Consider the following 23,633-nt stretch of genomic DNA (forward strand, 5'->3'; position numbering starts at 1 on the left):
GGGCCCCCGGCCCCCACCGCCGAACGTGAAGTTGGCTTCACGCTGGGCCGCCGAACGTGAAGTTGGCTTCACACTGGGCGGATAGCCGAGCGGGCCTCAGGCGATGTCGGCGGCGGCACCACGGCCGGCGGCCCGACCGGAGAAGATGCAGCCGCCCAGGAATGTGCCCTCCAGCGCCCGGTAGCCGTGCACCCCGCCGCCGCCGAATCCGGCCACCTCCCCGGCCGCATACAACCCGTCGACCGGCTTGCCGTCTGCACCCAGCACTCGGGCGTCCAGGTCGGTCTCCAAGCCGCCCAACGTCTTGCGGGTCAGAATGTGCAGCTTCACGGCGATCAGCGGGCCCGCGGCGGGATCGGTCAGCCGGTGCGGGGCCACCACCCTGCCGATCCGATCGCCCAGGTAGGCCCGGGCGCCGTGGATCGCGGTGATCTGCCCGTCTTTGCTGAATCGATTCGCGACCTCGCGGTCGCGTGCGGTGACCTCGGCCTCGACGGTGGCATAGTCCAGCGGGACCACGTCCGGCAGAGCGTTCATCGCGGCGACCAGCTCGCGCAGCGACGCCGCGTGTACGAAATCGACCCCCCGGTCGATGAACGCCTGCACCGGCGGAGGCGGTCCGGAGCGGGCCCGGGACGTGGCCAGCTGACGCAGGCTGCGGCTGGTCAGGTCGGGATTCTGTTCCTGGCCCGACAGCGCGAATTCCTTCTCGATGATCCGCCGATTGAGCACGAACCAGGTGTAGTCCTGTCCGGACCGGGCGATGTGCTCAAGAGTTCCCAGGGTGTCGAAGCCGGGATAGAGCGGCCCGGGCAGTCGTGCGCCGGCGGCGTCGAGCCACAGTGATGAGGGACCCGGAATGATCCGGATACCGTGGCCCGGCCAGATCGGATCGTGATTGGTGATGCCTTCGGTGTAGTGCCACATCCGGTCCCGATTGATCACCCGGCCGCCGGCCGCCTCGGTGATGCCGATCATCCGGCCATCGACATGCGCCGGCACTCCGGCCAACAGCTGCTCGGGCACCCGGCCCATTCTCGCCGGCCAGTTCTGCCGCACGAGGTCGAGGTTGCCACCGATGCCACCGCTGGTGACCAAGACCGCCGGTGCACGGAACTCAAACTGCCCCACGATGTTCCGAGAAGATGCCACCCCGCGCTGCGCAGTGCTGGGTTCCAGCACGCTCCCCCGCACTCCGGTGACCGCGCCGCCGTCGACGATCAGCTCATCGACGCGGTGCCGGTGCGCGAACTGGACCCGGGGGCGGTCCCGCAATCGGCCCGCGAAGATCTCCACGAGGGCGGGACCGGTGCCCCAGGTGATGTGGAACCGGGGCACCGAATTGCCGTGTCCGATAGCGCCATACCCGCCACGCTCGGCCCAGCCCACCAGCGGAAAGAGTTTCAGACCACGGGCCCGCAGCCAGCTGCGTTTCTCGCCCGAGGCGAAATCCACATAGGCGTGCGCCCATTGTCGCGGCCAGTAGTCCTCGGGCCGATCGAAGCCCGCGGTGCCCAGCCAGTCCTGCAGCGCCAGTTCGTGACTGTCACGTACCCCGAGTCGGCGTTGTTCAGGGCTGTCGACCAGGAAGAGCCCACCGAAGGACCAGAAGGCCTGTCCACCTACGTTGGCACTGTTCTCCTGGTCGACGATGAGCACTCGCTGGCCGCGCTCCGCCAGCTCGCAGGCCGCCACCAGACCGGCCAGACCTGCCCCGACAACGATGGCATCGGCGTCCGCCTTAGCGTTCATGGCGTCCCAGGGTAACGACTCAGGCGCTGAGCTCCGCGCCCAGATCGACCACCGGCTGCGGCCAGCGGTAGCGCTCCGGTCGGCAACCATGACCCATCGCGGTGTCCACCGCCTCCAACATCGCCGCGGCCACACCCGGTTTGTTCAACTGGCGGGCGCCGACCGACAGGCGCACCAGTCCGCCGCGTCGCGCAATGCGTTCGGTGGTCGCCACCACCATGCGGCACCACCAGGGCGCGGCAAGAAAGCCGGCACCGACACCGATCACCCGCGCCCGCTCGGTATGGCCCAGCACCAAGTCGGTGACTCCGTGCAGACCGGCGAGCAGCCTGAATCCGTTGCGCGGCAAGGCTCGCACCGTTCCCTGCGACACGGTCCAGCCGGGCGCGGCGAATAGACGGGTGCGCAGGCCCAGGTGCTCCAATACGCGATCGGCACCCAGCAGTCGCAGATTGGCCTCATGGGCGGGCAGCGTGGCGAATTCGCCGCGGCGCCGCTTGGTGGCGGCCTCGTCGAAGCCGTGCAGGACGATCGCGGCGCCGGCGGCCCGCCGCTGGGTCAGCCAGTCGACGGTGCCGGGATCGCGATCGAGGCGGTAGTCGGCACCCAGACGCGGCGCCACCAGCAGCGAAACACCCACGCCCCGAGCGTCCAGTTGCGCGCAGAATGCCTCGGCATCGTCACGCGTGCGGGCCCCGATCCCGGAGACGGAGACGATCAGTTGTCCGGTCACCACATCAGTGTGACCAGTGCAGGTGTCCACCCGGTGACGTCAAGGAAGACGCCAGGCGGCGCTACGGAGTGGGGTTACGACGGCTGTGGTCGGCCGGATCGGTGGTGTCGGCGGCGATCGCCTTGAGCCGGGCCAGATCACGCGGGTGCAGATCCGGCGCGCGCTCCAGCGAGTCCACCAGCAGCTCGGTCTGCTCACGCAGCGCCGGCAGATGCTCGGGCCGACCGGACTCCTTGGCGTGTGCGACCAGCATCCGCAACACCCGCAGGATCGCCGCCGCCACCAAGGGCTGGGAGGGCGCGGCCTGGCGGAGTTGATCGAATCCGTGTCCGATGTATTCCTTGGGGTCCAGGTCCCAGGGCCGCAACAGTATTCGCCCTTCTGGGCCGGCCACGGCCGGCAGTCGCGGTGGTGCCGACAGGACCCGGCGCAATAGGCTTCCCACGCGCAGCGTGGCCTCCACCGCGGTGGTGGGGTCGTTGATCGCCGAACTCAGCGCCCGCAGTCCGATGTCGACCAATTGACGGAACGCGAAGTCGACGTCTTCCTGCATGGTCCGACTGTCACTGACGACAACGGCCCGGGCCAGCTTGTGCCGCACCCGATCCGGGTGGGCGGGCACCGGCCAGATGGTGACCAGGGGTTGCCCGAGATGAATATAGGCGCCGACACGGGTGTCCAGCCGGATAGTGGTGCCGGCCGGGATGGCGGCCAACAGCCGTTCGGCGTGCACCTGACTGACCCAGCCGTTGCCGGGCGAAGTCAGCCTCAAAGCGTTCTGCGGAACGTCCATATCGGCGTCGTGGGCCGGTCGCTCGTGCACAGCGGCGGCCGCGACGGCATCGATCACCATCGAGCCCTCCGCGGCGATTTCGCGAACCACCTGTCCCACCTCCAACCGATGGGCCAAGTGGTCGACGTGGGCGATGATCGTGATCACCGTGGCGATGGTCAACACGATCGCCACGGTGACGGTCAGCGGCGGCGCCGGCACGGGCGATGAACCATCGAGATCGGGCAGGCTCAGCACGCAGTACACGAAGGTCGCCACCAGCAGGCCGATGACGACCTGACTGAGCCGGTCCCGAATGAACCACCGCATGACCCGTGGCGACAGCTGCGAACTCGCCAGCTGCAGGCTCACGATGGTCAACGAGAAGATGACCCCGGCGGTGGTGATGGTCGCACCGGCGATGGTGGACAACAGCGTGGTGGCCACGCCACTGTCCATCTGCAGCAGGTAGCGCGGGGAGGGGCCGATGTTGCCGTCCACCACCCGGGTGATGACCGCCAGCGCCATCCCGCCGACCACGATCAGCAGCGGTAAGGCGAAAAGGCTTTCCCGGAACCGGTAGGCCAGCGCCGCGGCCCGCACACTGGGGAAGCGTTCCGACCGGGTGTGCATCACCCAGGCAGGACGGCTTCGATGGCGGCGATCACCTCGGGCGCGTCGGGCACGGTGGTGGGCCGGAATCGGTTGACCACTGTGGCGCCGGGGGCAAGCAGAAACTTCTCAAAATTCCACTGCACGTCACCGGCGGCACCCTCGGCGTCGGCAGCCTTGGTCAGCTCCGCATACAGCGGGTGCTGCTGCGCACCGTTGACATCGGTCTTGGCCAAGAGCGGAAACGTCACACCGTAGGTGGTGGAGCAGAAGGTCTGAATCTCCTCGGCCGTGCCGGGTTCTTGGCCCATGAACTGGTTGCAGGGCACGCCCAATACGGTCAGCCCGCGGTCACCGTAGTCCTGCGCGAGTTTTTCCAGCGCGCCGTATTGCGGAGTCAGTCCACATTTGGACGCGACGTTGACGACCAGGATCGCGCGGTCGGCATAGTCGGCCAGCGAAATGGACCGGCCGTCAAGGGTGGTCAGCGGGATATCGGCGAGGCTCATGGCCGCGACGTTACCCGCAGCCGACCACCGACAGCAGCCAGGCGTAGGAGAACGCGATCTCCTTCCAGCGTTCATAGCGCCCGGAGATGCCGCCGTGGCCGGCATTCATCTCGGTCTTCAGCAGCACGGGATTGTCGTCGGTCTTGGTGTGCCGCAGCGCCGCGACCCACTTCGCCGGTTCGACGTAGTACACCCGGGTGTCGTGCAGCGAGGTCATGGCCAGAATCGGCGGGTAGTCGCATCGGGCGACGTTCTCGTAGGGCGAATAGGACTTCATGTAGAAGTAGACGTCCTTGTCGTCCAACGGGTTTCCCCATTCGTCCCATTCGGTGACGGTCAGCGGCAGCGAAGGGTCCAAGATGGTGGTCAGCGGGTCGACGAACGGGACCTGCGCCACCACGCCGGCGAACAGGTCCGGCGCCAGGTTGGTCACGGCGCCCATCAGCAGGCCGCCGGCGCTGCCCCCCATCGCCACCAGGCGACCGGGCCGGCAGATTCCGGCATCGATCAGGTGACGCCCCACCGCGACGAAGTCGCTGAAGCTGTTCTTCTTCTCCAGCAGCTTGCCGCCCTCGTACCACAGCCGGCCCAGTTCACCCCCACCGCGGACGTGGGCCACGGCGAACACCATGCCCCGATCCAGCAGCGACAGTCGCGCGATCGAGAACTGCGGATCCTCACACATCTCGTAGGCCCCGTAGCCGTACAGCAATGTGGGCGCGGGAAGTTCGATACCGGCACGGTGCACCACCGAAACCGGGATCCGGGTGCCGTCCGGCGCATGAGCCCAGTCGCGGTATTCGACGTAGTCGGCACTGCGGTACTCGCCCAGCACGGGTTGTTCCCGCAGCAGCGTGCGTTCACCCGTCGCGGTGTCGATGTCGTAGATGCGCACCGGGGTGATGAACGACGTCGCCCCCACACGCAGTTTCGGGGCGTCCCAGTTCGGGTTTGTTGCCAGGCCGGCCGAGGTCAGTTCGGTGTCGAAGGTGATCTGCTGCGGCGGCTGGAACTGCCCGTCGGCGCCGATCGGCCATAACTCGATGCGGGGCAGGCCGTCGGCACGGTACCCGACCACCAGATGTGCAGCGAAGGCGTCCACCGAGTCCAGCCGCACGTCGTCTCGTCCTGCGATCAGCGTCTGCTGCGCGGCGAGATCTCCGGCTCGGTCGACGGGCACCTGCACCAGGGTGAAGTTGACCGCACCATCGTTGTGGAGCATCAAGAATCGATCCTGGCCACCGATGATCGCGTGTTCCACCGAGTATTCGATGCCTTCGCGGCGCGGCAGCACCACGGTGAACTCGGCATGCGAGTCGGCCGCGTCGGCATAGCGCACTTCGGAGGTGATCGACGATCCGGCCGCGATCAACACGTAGGTGTCGCTGCGGGTGCGGCCCACCGACAGCCAGAAACGCTCGTCGGCCTCGTGGTAGACCTGTTCAGCGGGCTCGTCAGGGGCACCAATCCGGTAGCGCCACACGGTGTCCGGGCGCCAGGCGTCATCGACGGTTACGTAGTACACCGTCCTGTTGTCGGTCGCCCAGGTCACCCCGGCGCCTATCCCGGCGATCTCATCGGCGAGCAGTTCGCCGGTGCGCAGGTCCTTGAAGCGCAGGGTGTATCTTTCGTCGCCGACGACGTCGACGGAGTACGCCAGGACATTTCCGTCCGGGCTGACGGCGGCGGCACCGAGCGCGAAGAAGTCGTGCCCCTGCGCCTCGACATTCTGGTCGAGCAGCACCTGTTCGCCCGGGATCTCGGTGAGCTCGTCGAGCTGTGGGGGGTTCCAGTCGTCGGGGTCTGCGACCGGGCAGCGGCATTGGACGCCGTACTGCTTGCCTTCGAAGGTGCGCCCGTAGTACCACCAGCCGCCTCGGCGGGCGGGGACCGACAGGTCGGTCTCCTTGGTGCGCGCCTTGATCTCATCGAAAATGTTCTGCCGCAAGGGCTCCAGATGCGCGGTGGCAGCCTCGGTGTAGGCGTTCTCGGCTTCCAGGTGGGCGATCACCGCCGGATCGGCCTTGTCGCGCAGCCATTCGTAGTGGTCGATGAAATCGTCGCCGTGATATGTGCGGGTGCTGTCCACCCGCTTGGCTGTGGGCGGGCCAGGCAGGGCCTGGGAGGCGTCGGTCATGCGCCGGGGCCGACCCAGTCATCGAAGGACAGGCCCGAAATCCGTTCGTAAGCCTCGATGTAGCGTGCGCGAGTGGCGGTGACGACGTCCTCGGGTAGCGGCGGGGGCGGCTGGTCTCCGGAACGGTCCCACCCGGAGTCCGGACCGGTCAGCCAATTGCGGACGAACTGCTTGTCGAAGCTGTCCTGAACGACGCCGGCCCGGTAGTGGTCGGCGGGCCAGTACCGCGACGAGTCCGGGGTGAACACCTCGTCGGCGAGCACCAGGTTGTCGTGTTCGTCGATTCCGAACTCGAACTTGGTGTCGGCGATGATGATTCCCTTGGTCAGCGCGTGGTCGGCCGCCTGGACGTAGGTGGCCAGGGTGCGGTCGCGCAATTGACCTGCGCGCACCGGACCGACCAGATCGATCACCTGCGCGAACGAGATGTTCTCGTCATGCTCACCGATCTCGGCCTTGGTCGCCGGCGTGAAGAGGGGGTTATCGAACCTGCTGGCTTCGACCAATCCAGGCGGCAGCGGAATGCCACACACGGCGCCGCTGCGCTGATAGTCCAGCAGACCCGAGCCGGTGAGGTAGCCCCGCGCCACGCACTCGACGGGCATCATCTGCAGCTGACGCACCACCAGCGCCCGTCCGAGCACCTCATCGGGGATCCGCGGGTCATCGGGCGGCCCAGCCAGGTGGTTGGGGGCCTCGACGAGATCGAAGAAGAAGACACTCATCGCCGTCAGGATGCGGCCCTTGTCCGGGATCTCGCTGTCGAGGATGTAGTCGAACGCAGAGATGCGGTCGGTCGCGACGAACAGCAGGTGCTGGTCGTCGATCCGATAGAGTTCGCGGACTTTGCCGCTGGCCAGGTGCTGGTAATCAGAGAGCGCGGGACGCGGCATTGCGCCAGCCTAGTGGGGAGGGTGCACCCGGCCCCAACTCAGCACGGGGAACCACACATCACATGCAGATAATTGTTAGTGTCTTCATAGTTATTGCATAGGTTCCCACGCTTCGAGGTAGGTCCGCTCATGGTTCCCGCACGCAACGCCGACTCCCGCCGCCGGCCCCACCGGCCCAATCGCCGTGCCGGCCTGGCCGTTGCGGCGGCGGCAGCGGGGGTCTCGTTCGGAATCGGACTGCCCGCGCCCGTCGCACACGCGGACATCGAGGACGCCTTCGAACAGCTGATGGTCGGCATCTCTGTCGACACGTTCGGCGACTGGCCGGGCATCGCCAGCGGCACCAACTTCGACCTCACCGACTGGTTCCAGCAGGCGATTTATCTGCCGTTGTACAACGGACTGGACCAGTGGCTGGACACCCAGGCCGGCCAGCAGGTCGCCGGTTTCCTCAACGGGTTCGGCAGCTTTGTGATCGGTGACGGCGATGCGGGCACCGAGGCAGACCCCGACGGCGGCGCCGCGGGGTGGCTGTTCGGCACCGGCGGCGCCGGGTGGGACAGCGATCAGACCGGAGTCGCCGGCGGGGCCGGCGGGGCGGCGGGGCTTATCGGCAACGGCGGCGCGGGCGGTGACGGTGGCGCCGAAGCCGCCGGTGGTGCCGGTGGCAGCGGTGGCTGGCTGCTGGGTAATGGTGGGGCCGGCGGAGACGGCGGATACGGCGCCAACGGCGGCGACGGCGGCAGCGGTATCGGCCTGTTCGCCGCAGGTGGCAACGGCGGCGACGCCGGCTACGGCGACAGCATCGCCTCAACTCCCGGCTGGGCGCGGCCGGCGCTGGGCGGGGCCGGAGGCAACCCCGGACTGTTCGGCACGCACGGTTCCGTCGGCGCCTTCGGCATGTTGGACAGCGGCCCGCCGATCGGCAGCGGCGCGTTCAGCACCGCCGGCACCTGGCTTACCGACGCCGACGGCAGGGTGGTGATCCTGCACGGGGTCAATGAGGTCAACAAGTACGCCCCGTTCACCCCTGAGGCCGACCACTTCGACGCCCAGGACGCGGCGTACCTGGCCGCCAACGGCATCAACTCGGTGCGCGTCGGCGTGATCTGGTCCGGGGTCGAACCCAGCCCTGGACAGATCGACTACGGCTATCTGGCATCGATCAAGGCCACCGTGGATCTGCTCGGGTCCTACGGCATCGTCAGCGTCATCGACATGCATCAGGACCTGTACAGCGACACCATCACCGGGATCGGCGACGGGGCACCGGCCTGGGCCGTGCAGATCGGCGATGCGCTCAACATCAACTTCGGCTGGCCGTGGAACTACCCGCTCAACGCCGCGGTGAATCACGCCTGGGATGCGTTCTGGACCAACTCCCCCGCCTCGGACGGGATAGGCCTGCAGAACCACTACGCCAGCATGTTCCAGGCCGTCGCGGGCGTGTTCAACGGCAATCCCCACGTCGCCGGCTACGAACTCATGAACGAGCCCTGGCCGGGTTCGGGCTATCTGTCGACCGCGTTCGGCAACCCGTTCTTCGACACCCAGCAGCTCTCACCGTTCTATGACCAGGTGACGGCCGCGATCCGCTCCGTCGACCCGAGCACGCCGGTCATCTTCGGTTCCAACACCTTGTTCGGCAACCTGCCGGTCCCCACCCACGTGACCCCACCGGATGACCCGAACGCCATCTTCGCCTTCCACAGCTACTGCCCGTGGTACGAGATCCTGGGCAGTGACTTCGGCTGCGGGTTGTTCGACGACTTCATCATGGGCCACGCGAACGCCTACTCGCAGGCGCACAACGTGCCGGCGCTGCTCACCGAATTCGGCAACACCACCAACCCCAGCGTCATCACCGGTGCCGCCGGGTCCGCCAACCAGTACGGCTTCGGTTGGCTCTTCTGGGATTACAACAACGTCCTGGTCCGTGACATGCAGCTGCCGCCGGCCGGCGACAACGTCGCCACCGACGCGGTGAACGCACTGGCCGCCCCCTATCCGCAGGCAGTGGCCGGCATCCCGGGCAACTGGTCGTTCAACGACGGCACCTTCGCGTTCAACTACTCCACCGAGATGGCCGACGGTTCGGGGCAGTTCGCCGCCGGAGCGCACACCAACATCTCGGTACCGCCCGGCCTCTACCCGGACGGCTACCAGGTAGCAGTCACCGGCGGGCAGGTCGTCTCGGCCGCCAACGCCCCGGTGCTGGTGATCGCCTCCGACGCCGGTGCCGCCAGCATCACGGTGACCGTCACGCCCAACAGCTGAGGCGCATCGCCTGCCGGACGGGCGCCGGGTGTGTTGGGATCGAAGGCATGACGTCCCGGTTGCTGCCCTATGCCACCTCCCCCGGCCGCTTGCTGCTCCAGCTGCTCAGCGACCTCGTCGTCGCGGCATGGACCTTCTTGTGGGTGATGATCGCGCTGGCGGTGCACGGCGCGGTGACCACCATCGCCGGGGTCGGCCAGCAGTTCGAGCGCGGCGCCAACGGCGTGGCCGACAGCCTGGCGTCGGCGGGTAAGAGCGCAGACCGCATCCCGTTGGTGGGCGACGCAGTGAGCAAACCCCTCACCGCGGCAGGCCATGCCGCGGTCGACATCGCCGGGGCGGGCCACAACCTGAACACCACCGCCGGCTGGCTGGCTTACGTACTCGCGTTCGCGGTCGCGGCCCCGCCCATCCTGGTGGTGGCAATGCCGTGGCTGGCCCTGCGGCTGCGGTTCTTCCTGCGTAAACGGGCCGTGTTGGGCCTGTACTCAAACCCCGCCGGGCAGCAGCTGCTGGCATTGCGTGCGCTGACCAATCGCCCCCTGAACAAACTGACCGCGATCAGTCCCGACCCCGCCGGCGCCTGGCGCCACGCCGACCCTACGGTGATCGGCGGCCTGGCCGCCCTAGAGCTGCACTCCGCCGGCCTGGCCCGGAGATCCCCCGTGGCGAAGAGCTAGGGGCGCAGCTCCACCATCATGTGCCGCATCCCGGTGTGCCGGTTGCTGCGCGTCCACTCCACCGGCGCCACCACCGCCACCTCACCGAAGCGCCCCAGCAGTTCCTCGTAGAGCACCCGAAGCTCCAATCGCGCCAGATGGGCGCCCAGGCAGAAGTGCGCGCCGTGACCGAACCCGATGTGCGGATTGGGTTTACGGCTGATGTCGAACTGGCCGGCCCGATCGAAGACACGCTCATCACGGTTCGCCGACCCCTCCCACACCAAGACCTTCTGACCCGGCTCGACGGTCTGCCCGCCCAATACCGCGCGCCGGGTGGCGGTGCGCCGCTTAGACGGAGCCGGCGAAGTCCACCGCAGGATCTCTTCGATGGCGGTGGGCAACAGGTCGAGGTCGGCGCGCAGCAGCCGGTATTGATCGGGGTGCTGAGCCAGCGCCAGAAGCCCGCCGGCGATGGCGTTGCGGGTGGTCTCGGCACCGGCGCTGAACAGCAGCTGGAAGAACAGGTAGACCTCGAGGTCGCTGAGTTCGGGGTCGGTCGAGTTGGCCACTACCGACAGCATGTCGTCGGCGGGGTCGGCGCGCTTGGCCGCGATCAGTTCCCGGCCGAAGGTGTAGACCCGGTTGCCGGCATCCTCGATGGACAGCCGCGCGACCACCGCCTTACGCGAGCCGCGAAAATCGAAGCTGGGCTCGATGGCTTCAAACAGCCAGTGCCGGTCGGCCTCGGGCACGCCCAGCAGGATGCAGATCATCTGCATGGGCACCTCGGCGGCGACGTCGACCAGGAAATCAAACGGCACGCCGGGCTCAACGGCATCGAGCAGTGCCCGGGCCCGGCGCCGCAGGTCTTCTTCGACGCGGCGGATCATCCGCGGAGTCAGCCCGGAACTGACCAACCGCCGGACCTGGGCGTGGCGCGGGTCGTCCATCATGTTCAGCAGCTGGCCCGCGATCGGCAGGTCCTGCAGCACGGTGCCACCGAAGGGTCGCTCCCCACCGGTGACCGACGAATAGGTCTGCGCATCGCGCAACACCTCGAGGGTTTCGGCGTGCGTGGCCACCGACCAGAAGCCTTCACCGTCTGGGGTGTGCGCGGTGGGCTGGTGCCAGAACACCGGGGCAGCCCGACGGTGCAGCGCGAACAGCTCGTGCGGGAAGCCGTCGGCGAAGTTGTCCAGATCGGTGAAGTCGATGCCCTCGAGCTGCTGGACGTCCATGACGGCTAGAGGATCGCGCCCGGGGCGTAGGCGGCTGCGGCCGGATTGCGCTCGACCAGCTCGGCCACCTGAGCCGCAACCCGGTCCACCTGATCGGCGGCCGCACCCGTGAACGCCTGCCGATCGGCCACGGCCGCCTCCAGGGCGGCGCGGTCCAAGGGCAGCCGTTCGTCAGCGGCCAGCCTGTCGAGCAGGTCGGGCTCGGCGCCACGCTCGCGCATGGCCAACGCGACAGCCACCGCATGCTCCTTGATCACCTCGTGGGCGACCTCGCGGCCCACCCCGGCGCGCACCGCGGCGATGAGCACCTTGGTGGTGGCCAGGAAGGGGAGGTAGCGATCCAGCTCGCGGGTGATCACCGCCGGGTAGGCACCGAATTCGTCGAGCACGGTCAAGAAGGTCTCGGTCTGTCCGTCGACGGCGAAGAAGGCGTCCGGCAGCGCTACGCGGCGCACCACCGAACAGAACACGTCCCCCTCGTTCCACTGCGCGCCGGCCAGTTCGGCGGCCATCGAGGCGTAGCCACGCAGCACCACCTGCAGGCCGTTGACGCGCTCGCAGCTACGGGTGTTCATCTTGTGCGGCATCGCCGACGAGCCCACTTGGCCGGGCGCGAAACCTTCGGTGACCAGTTCGTGGCCGGCCATGAGGCGGATGGTCTGGGCCAGCGAGGAGGGGCCTGCACCCAGTTGCACCAACGCGGAGACCACGTCGTGGTCCAGCGAGCGGGGGTAGACCTGCCCGACGCTGGTCAGCACTGCGGCGAAGCCGAGGAAGTCGGCCACCCGCCGTTCGAGTTCGGCCAGCTTGGCGGTGTCACCGTCGAACAGGTCCAGCATGTCCTGCGCCGTGCCCATCGGCCCCTTGATGCCGCGCAGCGGATAGCGGTCGATCAGTTCTCGCACGCGCGTCAGCGCCAGCAGGGTTTCCTCAGCGGCCGAGGCGAACCGCTTGCCCAAGGTGGTTGCCTGCGCCGCGACGTTGTGGCTACGCCCGGCCATCACCAGATCGCGGTAGGCCACCGCGTGGGTGACCAGCCGCGCGGCGATCGCAACCCCGTGGTCGTGGACGAGCTGCAGCGACTGACGGATCTGCAGCTGCTCGACGTTCTCGGTCAGATCCCGGCTGGTCATCCCCTTGTGGATGTGCTCGTGTCCGGCGAGCGCATTGAACTCTTCGATGCGGGCCTTCACGTCGTGGCGGGTCACCCGCTCCCGGGCCGCGATAGAGGCCAGGTCGACGTCGCCGAGGACGGCCTCGTAGTCGGCGATCGCCTGGTCCGGGACCGGGACGCCCAACTCGGACTGGGCGCGCAGTACGGCCAGCCACAGTCGCCGTTCGGCGACGATCTTGGCCTGCGGCGACCAGATGTCTGTCATCGCGGTGCTGGCATAGCGGGTGGCCAACACATTGGGAATGCTCACGAGCAGCTAGCTTACGGACGTGTGCTTCGGCCGAGTCGCACACCTACAGCGCGTGCAGGATGTCCTCGACCCGGTCCTTGGCGTCGCCGAACAGCATGGCGGAGTTCTGCCGGAAGAACAGCGGATTCTGCACGCCCGCGTAGCCGGACGCCATGGAGCGTTTGAAGACGATCACATTGTCGGCGTCCCACACGGTCAGCACGGGCATGCCGGCGATCGGGCTGGACGGGTCTTCGGCCGCCGCCGGGTTGACGGTGTCGTTGGCCCCGATCACCAGAACCACCGAGGTGTCGCCGAAGTCGTCGTTGATCTCGTCCATCTCCAGAACGATGTCGTAAGGCACCTTGGCCTCGGCCAGCAGCACATTCATGTGACCGGGGAGGCGACCGGCGACCGGGTGGATGCCGAATCGCACCTTGACACCGCGGTCGCGCAGCTTTCGGGTGAGTTCGGCGACCCCGTACTGGGCCTGAGCGACGGCCATGCCATAGCCCGGGGTGATGATCACCGAGTCAGCGCCAGAGAGCAGTTCGGCCACACCCTCGGCGGTGATCTCGCGGTGCTCGCCGTAGTCCTTGTCTTCCGACGGCCCGGCCTCGATCCCGAAGCCACCGGCGATCACCGAGATGAACGAGCGGTTCATCGCCTTGCACATGATGTAGGACAGGTAGGCACCTGAGGAACCGACCAACGCGCCGGTGATGATCAGCAGGTCGTTGGAGAGCAGGAAGCCCGAGGCCGCCGCCGCCCAGCCCGAGTAGCTGTTGAGCATCGAGACCACCACCGGCATGTCGCCACCGCCGATGGAGGCCACCAGGTGCCAGCCCAACGCCAGCGCCAGCACGGTGACCGCGATCAGCAACCACAGCTGCGGCTCGTGCACGAACCACACCGTGCAGGCCACGAACGCGACCAGGGCGCCGATGTTCAGGAAGTTCTTGCCGGGCAGCATCAGCGGGTTGGACTTCATCCGCGCCGAGAGCTTGAGGTTGGCCACGATGGACCCGGTGAAAGTCACCGCGCCGATGAACACGCCGATGAACACCTCGGCGGAGTGAATGCCCAGCAGACCCGAGGCCGCCAACTCCTGCGCGTCCGGCCCGTTCCGTGCGGCCTCGACGTGGAGGTAGCCGTTCCAGCCGACCAACACCGCGGCCAACCCGACGAACGAGTGCAGCAACGCGATCAGTTCGGGCATGCCGGTCATCTCGACCACCTTGGCGCGCCACAGGCCGATCGCAGCACCCACCACGGTCGCGCCGATCAGCAACGCCAGCCCAGCCGGCTGGATGCTGTGGTTCACGGCCAAGGCGATGGTCGCCACCAGCGCCACGGCCATCCCCAGAATGCCGAAGCTGTTACCGGCCTTGGACGTCTCGTGCTTGCTCAGCCCGGCCAGCGCCAGGATGAACAGCAGCGCCGCGACGATGTATGCCGCCGAGGCGGCGGTCTCAACAGAAAACATAAGCGGGGTCTACTCCAAGTCGGGGTGCGCAGCGCCTAGCTGCGGGAGAACATGGCGAGCATGCGGCGGGTCACCGCAAAACCACCGAAGATGTTGATGCTGGCCAGCAGGATCGCCGCGGCGGCCAAACTTGTGATGATCGTGTCACCGTGGCCGATCTGCAGCAGCGCACCCACCACGATGATTCCCGAGATTGCGTTGGTCACCGACATCAGCGGCGTGTGCAGCGCATGGTGCACGTGGCCGATCACGTAGTAACCGATCACAATCGCCAACGCGAAGACAATCAGGTGCACCTGCAGCGCGGCCGGAGCCATCGCGACCAGCGCGAACAGCACCGCGGCAGCCGAGACCACCACGCCAAGCCGGCGTCCGGCGGACATCGGCTCCTTGGTCGCCTGCGTCACGACCGGGGCTTCGGCGACCTTGGCCGGGGCGGCCGAGACCTGCACTGGGGGCGGAGGCCAGGTGGACTCGCCGTCGCGGACCACGGTCATCGACCGCTGCACCACGTCGTCGAAGTCCAGCACCAGCTGGCCGTCCTTACCGGGGGTCATCAGCTTCATGAGATTGACCAGGTTGGTGCCGTAGAGCTGCGACGCCTGGGCGGGCAATCGGCCGGCGAGGTCGGTGTATCCGATGATCGTGACCCCGTTGTCGGTGACAACGGCCTGATCTTTGACGGTGCCCTCGACGTTGCCGCCGTTGGCGGCGGCCATGTCGACGATCACGCTGCCCGGCTTCATCGACGCCACCATGTCCGCGGTGATGATCCGCGGTGCGGGCCTACCCGGGATGAGCGCGGTGGTGATGATGATGTCGACATCGGCGCACTGGTCGGCGTAGAGCTGCGCCTCCCGGGCCTTGTAGTCGTCGCTCATCTCCTTGGCGTAACCGGTTGCCGACACCTCATCTTCCCCGGCCTCCGGGACAAAGATCGACAGGTACTCGCCACCGAGCGAACGAACCTGGTCGGCCACTTCCGGACGCGGGTCGGTGGCTCGCACGATGGCGCCCAGGCTGCCGGCGGCACCGATAGCCGCCAGGCCCGCCACTCCGGCACCCACCACCAACACCTTGGCCGGCGGGACCTTGCCGGCAGCGGTCACCTGGCCGGTGAAAAACCGGCCGAAGACATGGGCGGCCTCGATCACGGCGCGGTAGCCGGCGATATTGGCCATCGAGCTCAGCACGTCCAGCGACTGCGCGCGGGAGATCCGCGGAACCGCGTCCATCGACAGCGCGGTGATCGGCCGGCGTGCCAGATCCTCCACCCGATCCGGGTTCAATGCCGGCGCCAACAGGCTCACCAGCGTCGCGCCCGGCTTCATCCCGTCCAGTTGCTCGGTCGACGGGGCGTTGACGCCGAAGACGATGTCCGCGCTGCGTGCGTCACCGATGGTGGCGCCAGCCTCGGTGTACGCCGCGTCGGAAAAGGACGATGCGTCACCGGCACCGGAATCCACTACGACGTCGTAGCCGAGCTTGATCAGTGCAGCGACCGTCGTCGGCGTCGCCGACACACGCGTCTCACCAGGCTGCGCCTCGGATAGGACACCGATATTCATGACGTAGCTCTCCACATTCGCATCTCTCCGCCAATTTCGGGCGGCTGACTCCCCTTGTTAACTGCAGGTTACAAAAATCCGACAAGAGGATCGCCGCAGCATACCGCGCGGCCGAATCAGGCCGACACCGCGCGCTGATCGAGTGGCGCGAGCATGTCGATGACGTCGATCACCGCGGCCCGTGCTGCCACCCGTGGCCGTTGCAGGTCATCGACCAACGCCGCCATCACCGCCCCGTCCACCATACAAACCAGGGCATAAGCCATCTCGACCCGCGCGATCCGGCCGGAACGTTCGACGGCTTCGGTGACCGCTTCGGATCGTTGGCGAAGGATCCGGCGCTGGATGTCGCGCAGCGCCGGCTGACGGGAGCAGACGATGTAGCGCTCGTAGCGCGAGACCAATTGCTCGGCGACCCGCTCGCCGCTTTCCACCCCCACGAGGAGCTCGACCAGAATGTCCGCGGTGGTCTCGGCGCTACGCCGGCGCCGCGTCAAGTCGGTGACGCGGGCACGCAACTGCGCGACCTCCAACATCTCGATGTGTTCCACCGCATGGGCGGTGAGGTCATCGAGGGATGAGAAGTAGTAGGTCGTCGACGCCAACGGCAGACCGGCCCGCCGCGCCACCGCGCGATGCCCCACCGCGTCGAATCCCCCCTCGCGCAGCAGCTCCGCGGCAGCGCTGATCAGCGCATACCGTCGGCGTTCGCCCTTAGGCGTTACTGCTGTCATTACGCGTAGATGCTGCCAGCCCGAGTATCGCCGCATCATGGGTTTCCGCCTTTTTCCGACAAACGGCGCCCCGCTGGCATGATGGCCGACATGCCGGAATTGAGCCGACGAGCGGTACTGCGCCTCGGGGCCGCCGCGAGTGCCGCGGGCGCTTTGGGGGCGACTTCTTTACTCAGTGCCCGGCACGCACCGGCGGCCCCACCGCAGAGCGCACCGACGATGGTCACCGGATCATTCGCCTCGGCCGCACGCGGCGGCGTCACCACCAACTGGGCGATCGCCCGGCCCCCGGGTCAGACCGGTTCGCTGCGTCCGCTGATCGCCCTACACGGCAAGGGCAGCGATGCCGCAACGGTGATGGCCGGGGGCGTGGAACAGGGCCTTGCGGAAGCGGTGGACGCGGGGCTGCCGCCGTTCGCGGTGGTCGCCGTCGATGGCGGCGGGAGCTATTGGCACCGACGGACCTCCGGCGAGGACTCGGGGGCCATGGTGACCGACGAACTGTTGCCGCTGCTGGCCGATCAGGGCTTGGACACGTCTCGGGTGGCGTTCCTCGGCTGGTCAATGGGCGGGTACGGCGCGCTGCTGCTGGGAGGCAGACTCGGCCCCCGCAGAACAGCGGCCATCTGCGCCGTCAGTCCCGCGCTGTGGCTGACGGCCGGGGCGACGGCACCGGGAGCCTTCGACGGCGCTACGGACTTCGCCGCGAACTCGGTCTTCGGGATGCCCGCTTTGGGCTCCATCCCGATCCGGGTCGACTGCGGAAACGCCGACCCATTCGCCGCGGCGACCCAGGCGTTCATCGCCCAACTGCCCAGCCCGCCGGCAGGTGGCTTCTCTCCCGGCGGGCACGACGGTTCGTACTGGAGTTCTCAGCTGCCTGCGGAGTTGACCTGGATCGCTCCGCTGTTGACGGCCTAGATCCGGCTGATCCGGGGGCGGCTGTGAGCGTTTACTGGCAGAGCTTGCCCAACGTGGTGATGTGGTTGTCGAGGTCATGCCCCAGCTGCTCACGCTCGGAGTTTGGTTGCCCGACAAGGTAGCTGAGGTTCAGGCGCTCAAGCGCGCCCGCCATCTTCTCGGTGGAATCCACAATGTCTTCGGGCGTCGCAGGCTCAGCTTCGAGCCTGCCGCGCAGATACGCCGCGCCCGCCGTCAACGACAACCGGGCGTTGGCGGCCACCGCGAGCTGGGCGATGGGGTTCTCCGGGTCCGGGTTCTTCATGTGCATGTTGTTGGCGACCGCCTGACGCGCCATCACGACGGCGTCGCAGACATTCTTTTTGGCGTCGTCGGCCTGCTGGGCACTGAACTTGCCGCCCGATGAGGAGCCTCCCGATGACGGATGCCAGAAAGCTGCCACTGCCGCACCGCCGAGGAGCCCTGCAACCAAGGCGACCGCCGCGGCGATCAGCAAGGGGCCGGTGGTGGAGGGAGCCGGGGCCGGAACTGACCGCCGCCTCTCCGGGGTCGCACTTTTTGCCGGGGGATCCTGCTTTTCGGATTCAGTGGACTCCGGTTCGGTTTCGTCAGCCATGTCACACAGGATAGCGGTAGACGCGTCAGCTCAGACCTGGATCTTCCCCGCGGCCGCGGCCGCTCCGATGTCGGTGCGGAAGTGACTGCCGGGCAGTCGAATCGAATCGAGGATCCGATATGCGTCGGCTCGCGCCGCAGTCAGGTCGGCTCCCACACCCACCACCGACAGCACCCGCCCTCCGGAGGAGACCACCGCCCCGTCGTCACGCACTGAGGTTCCGGCGTGCAGCACCCCGTCAGCCTCAGCGCCGGAGATCACATCGCCGACCCGCGGTCGACCCGGGTAGTTCTCCGCGGCCAGCACCACCGTCACCGCGGCCGCATCCCGCCAGCGCAGTGCCCCGAACTCGCTGAGCCCCCCGGTAGCCGCGGCATGCAGCAACTGCCCCAGCGGGGACTCCAGCAGCGCCAGCACCGCCTGGGTCTCTGGATCGCCGAAGCGGCAATTGAACTCCACCACCGCCGGCCCGGTCGACGTCATCGCCAGCCCCGCGTACAGCAGGCCGGTGAAGCGACTGCCCCGCCGAACCAGTTCTGCCGCGACGGGTTCGACGACGTCGGAGACGATGGCCGCCAGGGCCTCCCCCGACAACCATGGCAACGGCGCGTAGGCGCCCATACCACCGGTGTTGGGTCCGCTGTCGCCGTCACCGACCCGCTTGAAGTCCTGTGCCGGCAACAGGGGGACAACGGTGGCGCCGTCGACGACGCAGAACAAGGAGAGTTCCGGGCCGTCCAGGAACGACTCCAACAGCACCGGGTGCCCGCTGTCCAGCAGTCCGGCGGCATGTGCCCGGGCAGCTGCCCGATCCGCAGTCACCACGACGCCCTTGCCGGCCGCCAGCCCGTCGTCCTTGACCACCCAGGCCGCCTCACCGGCTTCCGGCCCGAAGTTGTTGAGCGCGGCATCCAAGTCAGCCGGGTTGTCGATGATCTCCGAGCGGGCAGTGCGCACGCCGGCGGTGGCCATCACGTCTTTGGCAAACGCCTTGGAGCCCTCGATGCGCGCGGCGTCCTGCGATGGCCCGAAGCAGGCGATGCCGGCGGCACGCACCGCGTCTGCCACGCCCAGAACCAGCGGCACCTCCGGGCCGATCACCACCAGGTCGGCTTCGACCTCACGAGCCAAGGCGGTGACCGCCGAACCCGAGGTGATGTCGATGTCACGCTGCTCGGCCACCGCCGCGGTACCGGCATTGCCGGGGGCGATAACCAGGTGATCCACGCTGGGGTCCTTGCGAAGAGCCAGGAGTAACGCATGTTCCCGGGCGCCGGAACCGATCACCAGGACGCGCATGGGCGCCACTCCTCTCTGAGTTTCGCCTCGCTGGTCCGCCGGCGACTCGCGACACAGGATATCTAGCGTCGGTCACTGCCGATGGCGCTGCATGCCTCCAGCTGCGCACCACCGGGCCCGGCCCATCGGCTAGGCCGGGGCGCCCGATGCGCCGGCCTGGCCGACCGAACCTGCCTGCCCGCCCGAACCGCCTGTGCCCGCGGCTCCGGCGGTGCCACCCGCGCCGCCCTGTCCGGGGCTGCCGCCGTTGACTCCGGCGACTCCGTTGGCTCCGTTGCCGCCGACGCCGCCGTTGCCGCCGTCGCCGTTTTCGCTGCCCTGCGCAGCACCGCCGCGGCTGGCCGAAACGCCCGAACTGCTGGTGCCGGCGTTGCCGCCGGCGCCGCCGGTGCCGCCGATGCCACCGGTGCCGTTGTTGCGATAGATCTCGCCGTTCGCGCCCGCGCCACCGTCGCCGCCATAGGCACCGTTGCCCCCGACTCCGTCGAGGCCGATACTTCCGGCGTTTCCGCCGTCACCACCGCGTCCGCCGTTGCCGCCGTAGCCGTTGTTGGCGTCGATCCGGCCGGCCCGGCCGTTTCCACCGATACCACCGTTCCCGCCGGAACCGGCCTGACCAGTGGCAGCGCCGGCATTACCGCCGTGACCCCCGCTGCCGCCGTTGCCGCCGTAGCTGTTGTTGGAGGTGGAGGTGCTGTCTGCGCCGTTGCCCCCGTCACCGGCATCGCCGCCCCTGCTGACATTCGGACCGGCAGTGCCGACCGATCCACTCTGCCCGCCGTTACCGCCGCTACCACCATTGCCGCCGTAGCCGTTGTTGTAGCCCAGCTGGCCATGGTCACCATGGCCGCCCTTGCCGCCGTCTCCACCGGCGCCGGCCTGACCAGTGCTGTTGGCTGCGTTTCCGCCAGACCCGCCGTGCCCGCCGTTGCCGCCGTAGCCGTTGTTGTAGCCGACGCGGCCGTCCGCACCGTCTCCGCCGGCACCACCTGTACCGCCGTTGCCCACCTGTCCGGTGGATCCCACGGCGCCGGCCAGCCCGCCGGTCCCGCCACTGCCGCCGTTGCCGCCGTAGCCGTTGTTGTATCCGACTTGGCCCTGAGCACCGGCTCCGCCATTGCCGCCGACACCACCGTTGCCCGCCTTGCCTGTCGCGTTGCCGGCGTTACCTCCCACGCCGCCGTTACCGCCGTTGAAACCCTGTCCGTTGTTGTTCGTCACAACGCCAGCCGCGCCGGTTCCGCCCGCGCCGCCGTCGCCGCCACTGCCGGCCACACCACCGTGGCCGATGCTGCCCGCCAGACCGCCGGTTCCACCCTTGCCACCGTTTGCGCCGGTTCCACCGTTGTATCCGCGGTCACCGTCCGCTCCGGCACCACCCGCGCCTCCGACACCACCGTTGCCGACCTGCCCACTGGCATCTCCGGCGTTGCCGCCATTGCCCCCAGTACCGCCGGTGCCGCCGTAACCGTTGTTGAGACCCAGCTGGCCGATGGCGCCAGCGCCACCGCGACCACCGTCGCCGCCGTTGCCGACCACGCCGTTCGAGCCCATGATCGAACCGCCCAGGCCGGCCTTTCCGCCCGTGCCACCGTTGCCGCCGTTGCCGCCCTGACCGCCACCGGACTGCATGGTGGTGGCGTCGGCTCCCTGTCCACCGTTGCCACCTGAACCGCCGTTACCGCCGTTACCGTGGTCGCCGCCGTTGCCACCATTGCCACCGGCACCACCGTTGGCAGCGGTCTGGCCGGGGACGGCGGGAGGTGCCGGGGTGTAGCCGGCGCCGCCGTCGCCACCGTTTCCGACGATGCCGCCGGCAGGAGCGCTGCCGGAGTTGCCGGCGTGGCCACTGCCGTTCGATCCGACTCCCGCCGTACCCGCAGCGCCCCCGAGCCCGAGGTTGCCGCCGTTTCCGCCGTTGCCGCCGGTGGTGTGAGTCGCGATCCCGGACGCCCCGTTGCCGCCGTCGCCGGGGTCAGCACCGTTGCCCCCGCTGCCGGCGTTGCCGCCGGCGCCTTGCGTTCCGGCGCTGCCGCTGCCGTTGTTGAGTGTGCCGGCTGCACCGCCGTCGCCACCGTTGCCGCCACGTCCGCCGGCTCCGCCGTTGCCGCCGTTGCCGCCGTTGCCGGTCCCACCGTTGGCGAAGCTGCCGGCAGCTCCGTCGTTGCCGGTGCCGCCGTTACCACCGGTGGCTCCGTGGCCGCCGTTTCCTCCAGAGCCAGCGTTGCCGGCTTGGGTGCCACTGGCTCCGCCGGCGCCGCCCTGACCGCCGGACCCGCCGACGCCGCCAGTGTTTCCTGCTGCACCCGGGTCGTGGCCGTCGGCACCTTGCGCACCGGCGGCACCATCGCCTCCGTTGCCGCCGCTGCCGCCATTACCGCGGTCGCCTCCGTTGCCGCCGGCGCCGCCGCTTCCACCGTTGACGCTCGCCGCGGCGTGGTCGTCGCTGCCGGCGTCGTAGCCGTGTCCGCCGTTGCCCCCGTTTCCGACGACACCGGTGACGCCGTTGCCGGCCACTCCGCCTTGGCCCGCCTGGCCGGTACCGGCCTGGCCGCCAGTCCCGGCCGCGCCATATTCGCCGCCAGCTCCGGCAGCACCGGTGTTGCCGCCATTGCCGCCATTGCCGCCGGCGAGGTGGGTTGCGTCGCCCGCCTTGCCGTCGCCGCCATCGCCGGGGGTGCCGGCGTTGCCCCCCTGACCACCATTGCCTCCGCTGCCGTTCGCGCCTGCCACGCCGCCAGCCGCTGTCGAGGCTCCACCGTTGCCGCCCTGGCCTCCGCTGCCACCGGCGCCACCGTTGCCGCCGTCGCCGGCGTTGCCGCCGTGGCTCCCGGCAAGGGCATCGCCGTCGCCTGCTGCGTCATAGCCGTCGCGGCCTTGACCACCGTTGCCGCCCTGACCACCGTTGCCGCCGTTACCGCCAGCGCCGCCGATGGCCCCGGTACCACCGTGACCACCGGAGCCGGCTGCGCCGCCCCTGCCGCCTTCTTGCCCGTTGTCGCCGGAGTTGGCTCCGCTCAGGCCGTGGTAGCCCGCGCCGCCATCCCCACCGTTGCCACCGTCGCCACCATTGCCCTGAGCCCCGTCGAGTCCACTGGCACTGCCATCGGCGTTGCGGCCGCCGGTGCCGGCCGCGCCGCCGTTGCCGCCGTTGCCACCGTTGGTTCCCGCACCGCCGTTACCCCCCGGGACGGTGGCGAGGCTGCCATCGACACCATCAGCACCCCGGCCACCAGCACCACCATGACCACCCACACCGGCGGTGCCATCAGCACCCGAAGCGCCCTGACCCTCACGACCCGAGCCACCGGCGCCACCAACACCGGCATTACCCCCAGCGCCACCAGCCTGACCGGCCTCACCATCGATCGAGGTGTTGCCATCGCTGAGGCCATCACGACCCGCAGCCCCATCGGTGCCATCAGCACCACTGCCGGCGTTACCACCGACACCACCAAGACCCTGCAGACCATCGGTGCCCGCCGCACCCTCAGCAGCCCGCGTGCCATCACCGGAGAGACCACCAGCACCGGCAGTGCCCGCCGCACCACCAGCACCACCATCGCCACCAGCACCGCCAGCGCCACCATTGCCGCCAGCTAGACCGGCACCGGACTGCCCCAGACCACTGCCACCGCTACCGCCGGCACCACCATCGCCACCGTTGCCACCATTGCCGGCGTTACCACCAACGCCACCAACACCGGCCACACCATTGTTGGCGCCAGTACCGGCAACACCACCAGCACCGCCGGCACCACCATTGCCACCACGCGTGCCCGCGCCACCCTCGCCACCACGCTCACCAGCAGCACCATCAACCGAACCCGCAGTCCCGTCACCACCAGCAGAACCAGCCCCACCAACAGCGCCGGCCCCACCATGGGCACCGTGACCACCCGCACCACCGACGCCACCATTGCCGCCATCACCATCAACAGCCCGAGTCAGCCCATCAGCACTCAAACCACCCTGGCCACCACTGCCCCCAGCACCACCATTGCCACCAGCAGTGCCATCA

The 23,633-nt window shown here is 68.6% G+C and carries 18 protein-coding genes; 3 read left to right on the forward strand and 15 right to left on the reverse strand.

All coding sequences use genetic code 11. From position 1 onward, the window contains the following. Positions 1-96: 96 nt before the first annotated feature. The 6 genes from BST15_RS18230 to BST15_RS18255 all read right to left on the reverse strand — a co-directional run bounded on the left by BST15_RS18230 (position 97) and on the right by BST15_RS18255 (position 7,408). Positions 97-1,752 carry an FAD-binding dehydrogenase gene (locus BST15_RS18230; RefSeq protein ID WP_046190469.1) on the reverse strand — a complete coding sequence of 552 codons (1,656 nt, stop codon included), beginning with the start codon at positions 1,750-1,752 and terminating at the stop codon, positions 97-99. A gap of 19 nt (positions 1,753-1,771) precedes the next feature. Next, the gene (locus tag BST15_RS18235; RefSeq protein WP_046190473.1) at positions 1,772-2,485 is read right to left on the reverse strand and encodes a DUF2334 domain-containing protein; all 714 of its coding nucleotides are present in this window, start codon (positions 2,483-2,485) and stop codon (positions 1,772-1,774) included. 61 nt (positions 2,486-2,546) lie between these two features. Continuing rightward, entirely contained in the window at positions 2,547-3,890 is a 1,344-nt protein-coding gene (locus tag BST15_RS18240; RefSeq protein ID WP_046190468.1) for a DUF2254 domain-containing protein, read from the reverse strand. Then, a complete protein-coding gene (locus tag BST15_RS18245) occupies positions 3,890-4,378 on the reverse strand; it encodes a glutathione peroxidase (protein WP_046190467.1) in 489 nt (162 codons plus the stop codon). The genes BST15_RS18240 and BST15_RS18245 overlap by 1 nt, the downstream gene beginning before the upstream one ends. Before the next feature lie 10 nt (positions 4,379-4,388). Beyond that, a complete protein-coding gene (locus BST15_RS18250; RefSeq protein WP_046190466.1) occupies positions 4,389-6,515 on the reverse strand; it encodes a S9 family peptidase in 2,127 nt (708 codons plus the stop codon). Beyond that, a complete protein-coding gene (locus tag BST15_RS18255; RefSeq protein ID WP_046190465.1) occupies positions 6,512-7,408 on the reverse strand; it encodes a phosphoribosylaminoimidazolesuccinocarboxamide synthase in 897 nt (298 codons plus the stop codon). Before BST15_RS18255 ends, BST15_RS18250 begins: the two co-directional genes overlap by 4 nt. A 129-nt stretch (positions 7,409-7,537) precedes the next feature. Between BST15_RS18255 and BST15_RS18260 the strand changes: the two genes are divergently transcribed. Next, complete coding sequence (locus BST15_RS18260; RefSeq protein ID WP_052751517.1) at positions 7,538-9,685, forward strand: cellulase family glycosylhydrolase; 2,148 nt, start codon at positions 7,538-7,540, stop codon at positions 9,683-9,685. Positions 9,686-9,732: 47 nt separating this feature from the next. Continuing rightward, positions 9,733-10,365, forward strand: coding sequence for a hypothetical protein (locus tag BST15_RS18265; RefSeq protein WP_046190464.1), 633 nt, complete (start codon positions 9,733-9,735; stop codon positions 10,363-10,365). On the opposite strand, the gene BST15_RS18270 is transcribed toward BST15_RS18265, so the two are convergent. From BST15_RS18270 to BST15_RS18290, 5 genes are all read right to left on the reverse strand, one after another. Then, positions 10,362-11,585: a cytochrome P450 gene (locus tag BST15_RS18270; protein ID WP_046190463.1), complete on the reverse strand. Its 1,224-nt coding sequence runs from the start codon at positions 11,583-11,585 to the stop codon at positions 10,362-10,364. The genes BST15_RS18265 and BST15_RS18270 overlap by 4 nt on opposite strands. A 5-nt stretch (positions 11,586-11,590) precedes the next feature. Further along, positions 11,591-13,009 (reverse strand): adenylosuccinate lyase, encoded by a 1,419-nt coding sequence (purB, locus tag BST15_RS18275; RefSeq protein ID WP_046190462.1) that lies wholly within the window; start codon positions 13,007-13,009, stop codon positions 11,591-11,593. Positions 13,010-13,052: 43 nt separating this feature from the next. Further along, positions 13,053-14,474 carry a Re/Si-specific NAD(P)(+) transhydrogenase subunit beta gene (gene pntB, locus BST15_RS18280; RefSeq protein ID WP_046190461.1) on the reverse strand — a complete coding sequence of 474 codons (1,422 nt, stop codon included), beginning with the start codon at positions 14,472-14,474 and terminating at the stop codon, positions 13,053-13,055. 35 nt (positions 14,475-14,509) lie between these two features. Next, positions 14,510-16,042: a Re/Si-specific NAD(P)(+) transhydrogenase subunit alpha gene (locus tag BST15_RS18285; RefSeq protein WP_046190460.1), complete on the reverse strand. Its 1,533-nt coding sequence runs from the start codon at positions 16,040-16,042 to the stop codon at positions 14,510-14,512. Between the two features lie 116 nt (positions 16,043-16,158). Next, on the reverse strand, positions 16,159-16,776 hold the full coding sequence (locus BST15_RS18290; protein WP_046190459.1) for a TetR/AcrR family transcriptional regulator: 618 nt from the start codon (positions 16,774-16,776) through the stop codon (positions 16,159-16,161). A gap of 78 nt (positions 16,777-16,854) precedes the next feature. Between BST15_RS18290 and BST15_RS18295 the strand changes: the two genes are divergently transcribed. Next, the gene (locus tag BST15_RS18295) at positions 16,855-17,697 is read left to right on the forward strand and encodes an alpha/beta hydrolase-fold protein (protein ID WP_046190458.1); all 843 of its coding nucleotides are present in this window, start codon (positions 16,855-16,857) and stop codon (positions 17,695-17,697) included. 31 nt (positions 17,698-17,728) lie between these two features. Here BST15_RS18295 and BST15_RS18300 read toward each other — a convergent pair whose 3' ends face one another. The 4 genes from BST15_RS18300 to BST15_RS22200 all read right to left on the reverse strand — a co-directional run bounded on the left by BST15_RS18300 (position 17,729) and on the right by BST15_RS22200 (position 23,511). Further along, on the reverse strand, positions 17,729-18,313 hold the full coding sequence (locus tag BST15_RS18300; protein WP_052751516.1) for a hypothetical protein: 585 nt from the start codon (positions 18,311-18,313) through the stop codon (positions 17,729-17,731). Between the two features lie 30 nt (positions 18,314-18,343). Further along, on the reverse strand, positions 18,344-19,612 hold the full coding sequence (gene purD / locus BST15_RS18305; RefSeq protein WP_046190470.1) for a phosphoribosylamine--glycine ligase: 1,269 nt from the start codon (positions 19,610-19,612) through the stop codon (positions 18,344-18,346). 129 nt (positions 19,613-19,741) lie between these two features. After that, the gene (locus tag BST15_RS23120) at positions 19,742-23,323 is read right to left on the reverse strand and encodes a PE family protein (RefSeq protein ID WP_165757142.1); all 3,582 of its coding nucleotides are present in this window, start codon (positions 23,321-23,323) and stop codon (positions 19,742-19,744) included. Then, positions 23,212-23,511: a hypothetical protein gene (locus BST15_RS22200; RefSeq protein WP_157861750.1), complete on the reverse strand. Its 300-nt coding sequence runs from the start codon at positions 23,509-23,511 to the stop codon at positions 23,212-23,214. The genes BST15_RS23120 and BST15_RS22200 overlap by 112 nt, the downstream gene beginning before the upstream one ends. Positions 23,512-23,633: the final 122 nt, after the last annotated feature.

The sequence above is a fragment of the Mycolicibacter arupensis genome (assembly GCF_002086515.1).
Classification (GTDB): domain Bacteria; phylum Actinomycetota; class Actinomycetes; order Mycobacteriales; family Mycobacteriaceae; genus Mycobacterium; species Mycobacterium arupense.

Excerpts from the sequence above, each read along its gene's own strand:
- BST15_RS18285 (WP_046190460.1), bottom strand. The coding sequence starts at position 16,042 with ATGAATATCGGTGTCCTATCCGAGGCGCAGCCTGGTGAGACGCGTGTG.
- purD (WP_046190470.1), bottom strand. The coding sequence starts at position 19,612 with ATGCGCGTCCTGGTGATCGGTTCCGGCGCCCGGGAACATGCGTTACTC.
- BST15_RS18300 (WP_052751516.1), bottom strand. The coding sequence starts at position 18,313 with ATGGCTGACGAAACCGAACCGGAGTCCACTGAATCCGAAAAGCAGGAT.
- BST15_RS18240 (WP_046190468.1), bottom strand. The coding sequence starts at position 3,890 with ATGCACACCCGGTCGGAACGCTTCCCCAGTGTGCGGGCCGCGGCGCTG.
- BST15_RS18265 (WP_046190464.1), top strand. The coding sequence starts at position 9,733 with ATGACGTCCCGGTTGCTGCCCTATGCCACCTCCCCCGGCCGCTTGCTG.
- BST15_RS18245 (WP_046190467.1), bottom strand. The coding sequence starts at position 4,378 with ATGAGCCTCGCCGATATCCCGCTGACCACCCTTGACGGCCGGTCCATT.
- BST15_RS18270 (WP_046190463.1), bottom strand. The coding sequence starts at position 11,585 with ATGGACGTCCAGCAGCTCGAGGGCATCGACTTCACCGATCTGGACAAC.
- BST15_RS18290 (WP_046190459.1), bottom strand. The coding sequence starts at position 16,776 with ATGACAGCAGTAACGCCTAAGGGCGAACGCCGACGGTATGCGCTGATC.
- pntB (WP_046190461.1), bottom strand. The coding sequence starts at position 14,474 with ATGTTTTCTGTTGAGACCGCCGCCTCGGCGGCATACATCGTCGCGGCG.
- BST15_RS18295 (WP_046190458.1), top strand. The coding sequence starts at position 16,855 with ATGATGGCCGACATGCCGGAATTGAGCCGACGAGCGGTACTGCGCCTC.
- BST15_RS18260 (WP_052751517.1), top strand. The coding sequence starts at position 7,538 with ATGGTTCCCGCACGCAACGCCGACTCCCGCCGCCGGCCCCACCGGCCC.
- BST15_RS18255 (WP_046190465.1), bottom strand. The coding sequence starts at position 7,408 with ATGCCGCGTCCCGCGCTCTCTGATTACCAGCACCTGGCCAGCGGCAAA.
- BST15_RS18230 (WP_046190469.1), bottom strand. The coding sequence starts at position 1,752 with ATGAACGCTAAGGCGGACGCCGATGCCATCGTTGTCGGGGCAGGTCTG.
- BST15_RS18250 (WP_046190466.1), bottom strand. The coding sequence starts at position 6,515 with ATGACCGACGCCTCCCAGGCCCTGCCTGGCCCGCCCACAGCCAAGCGG.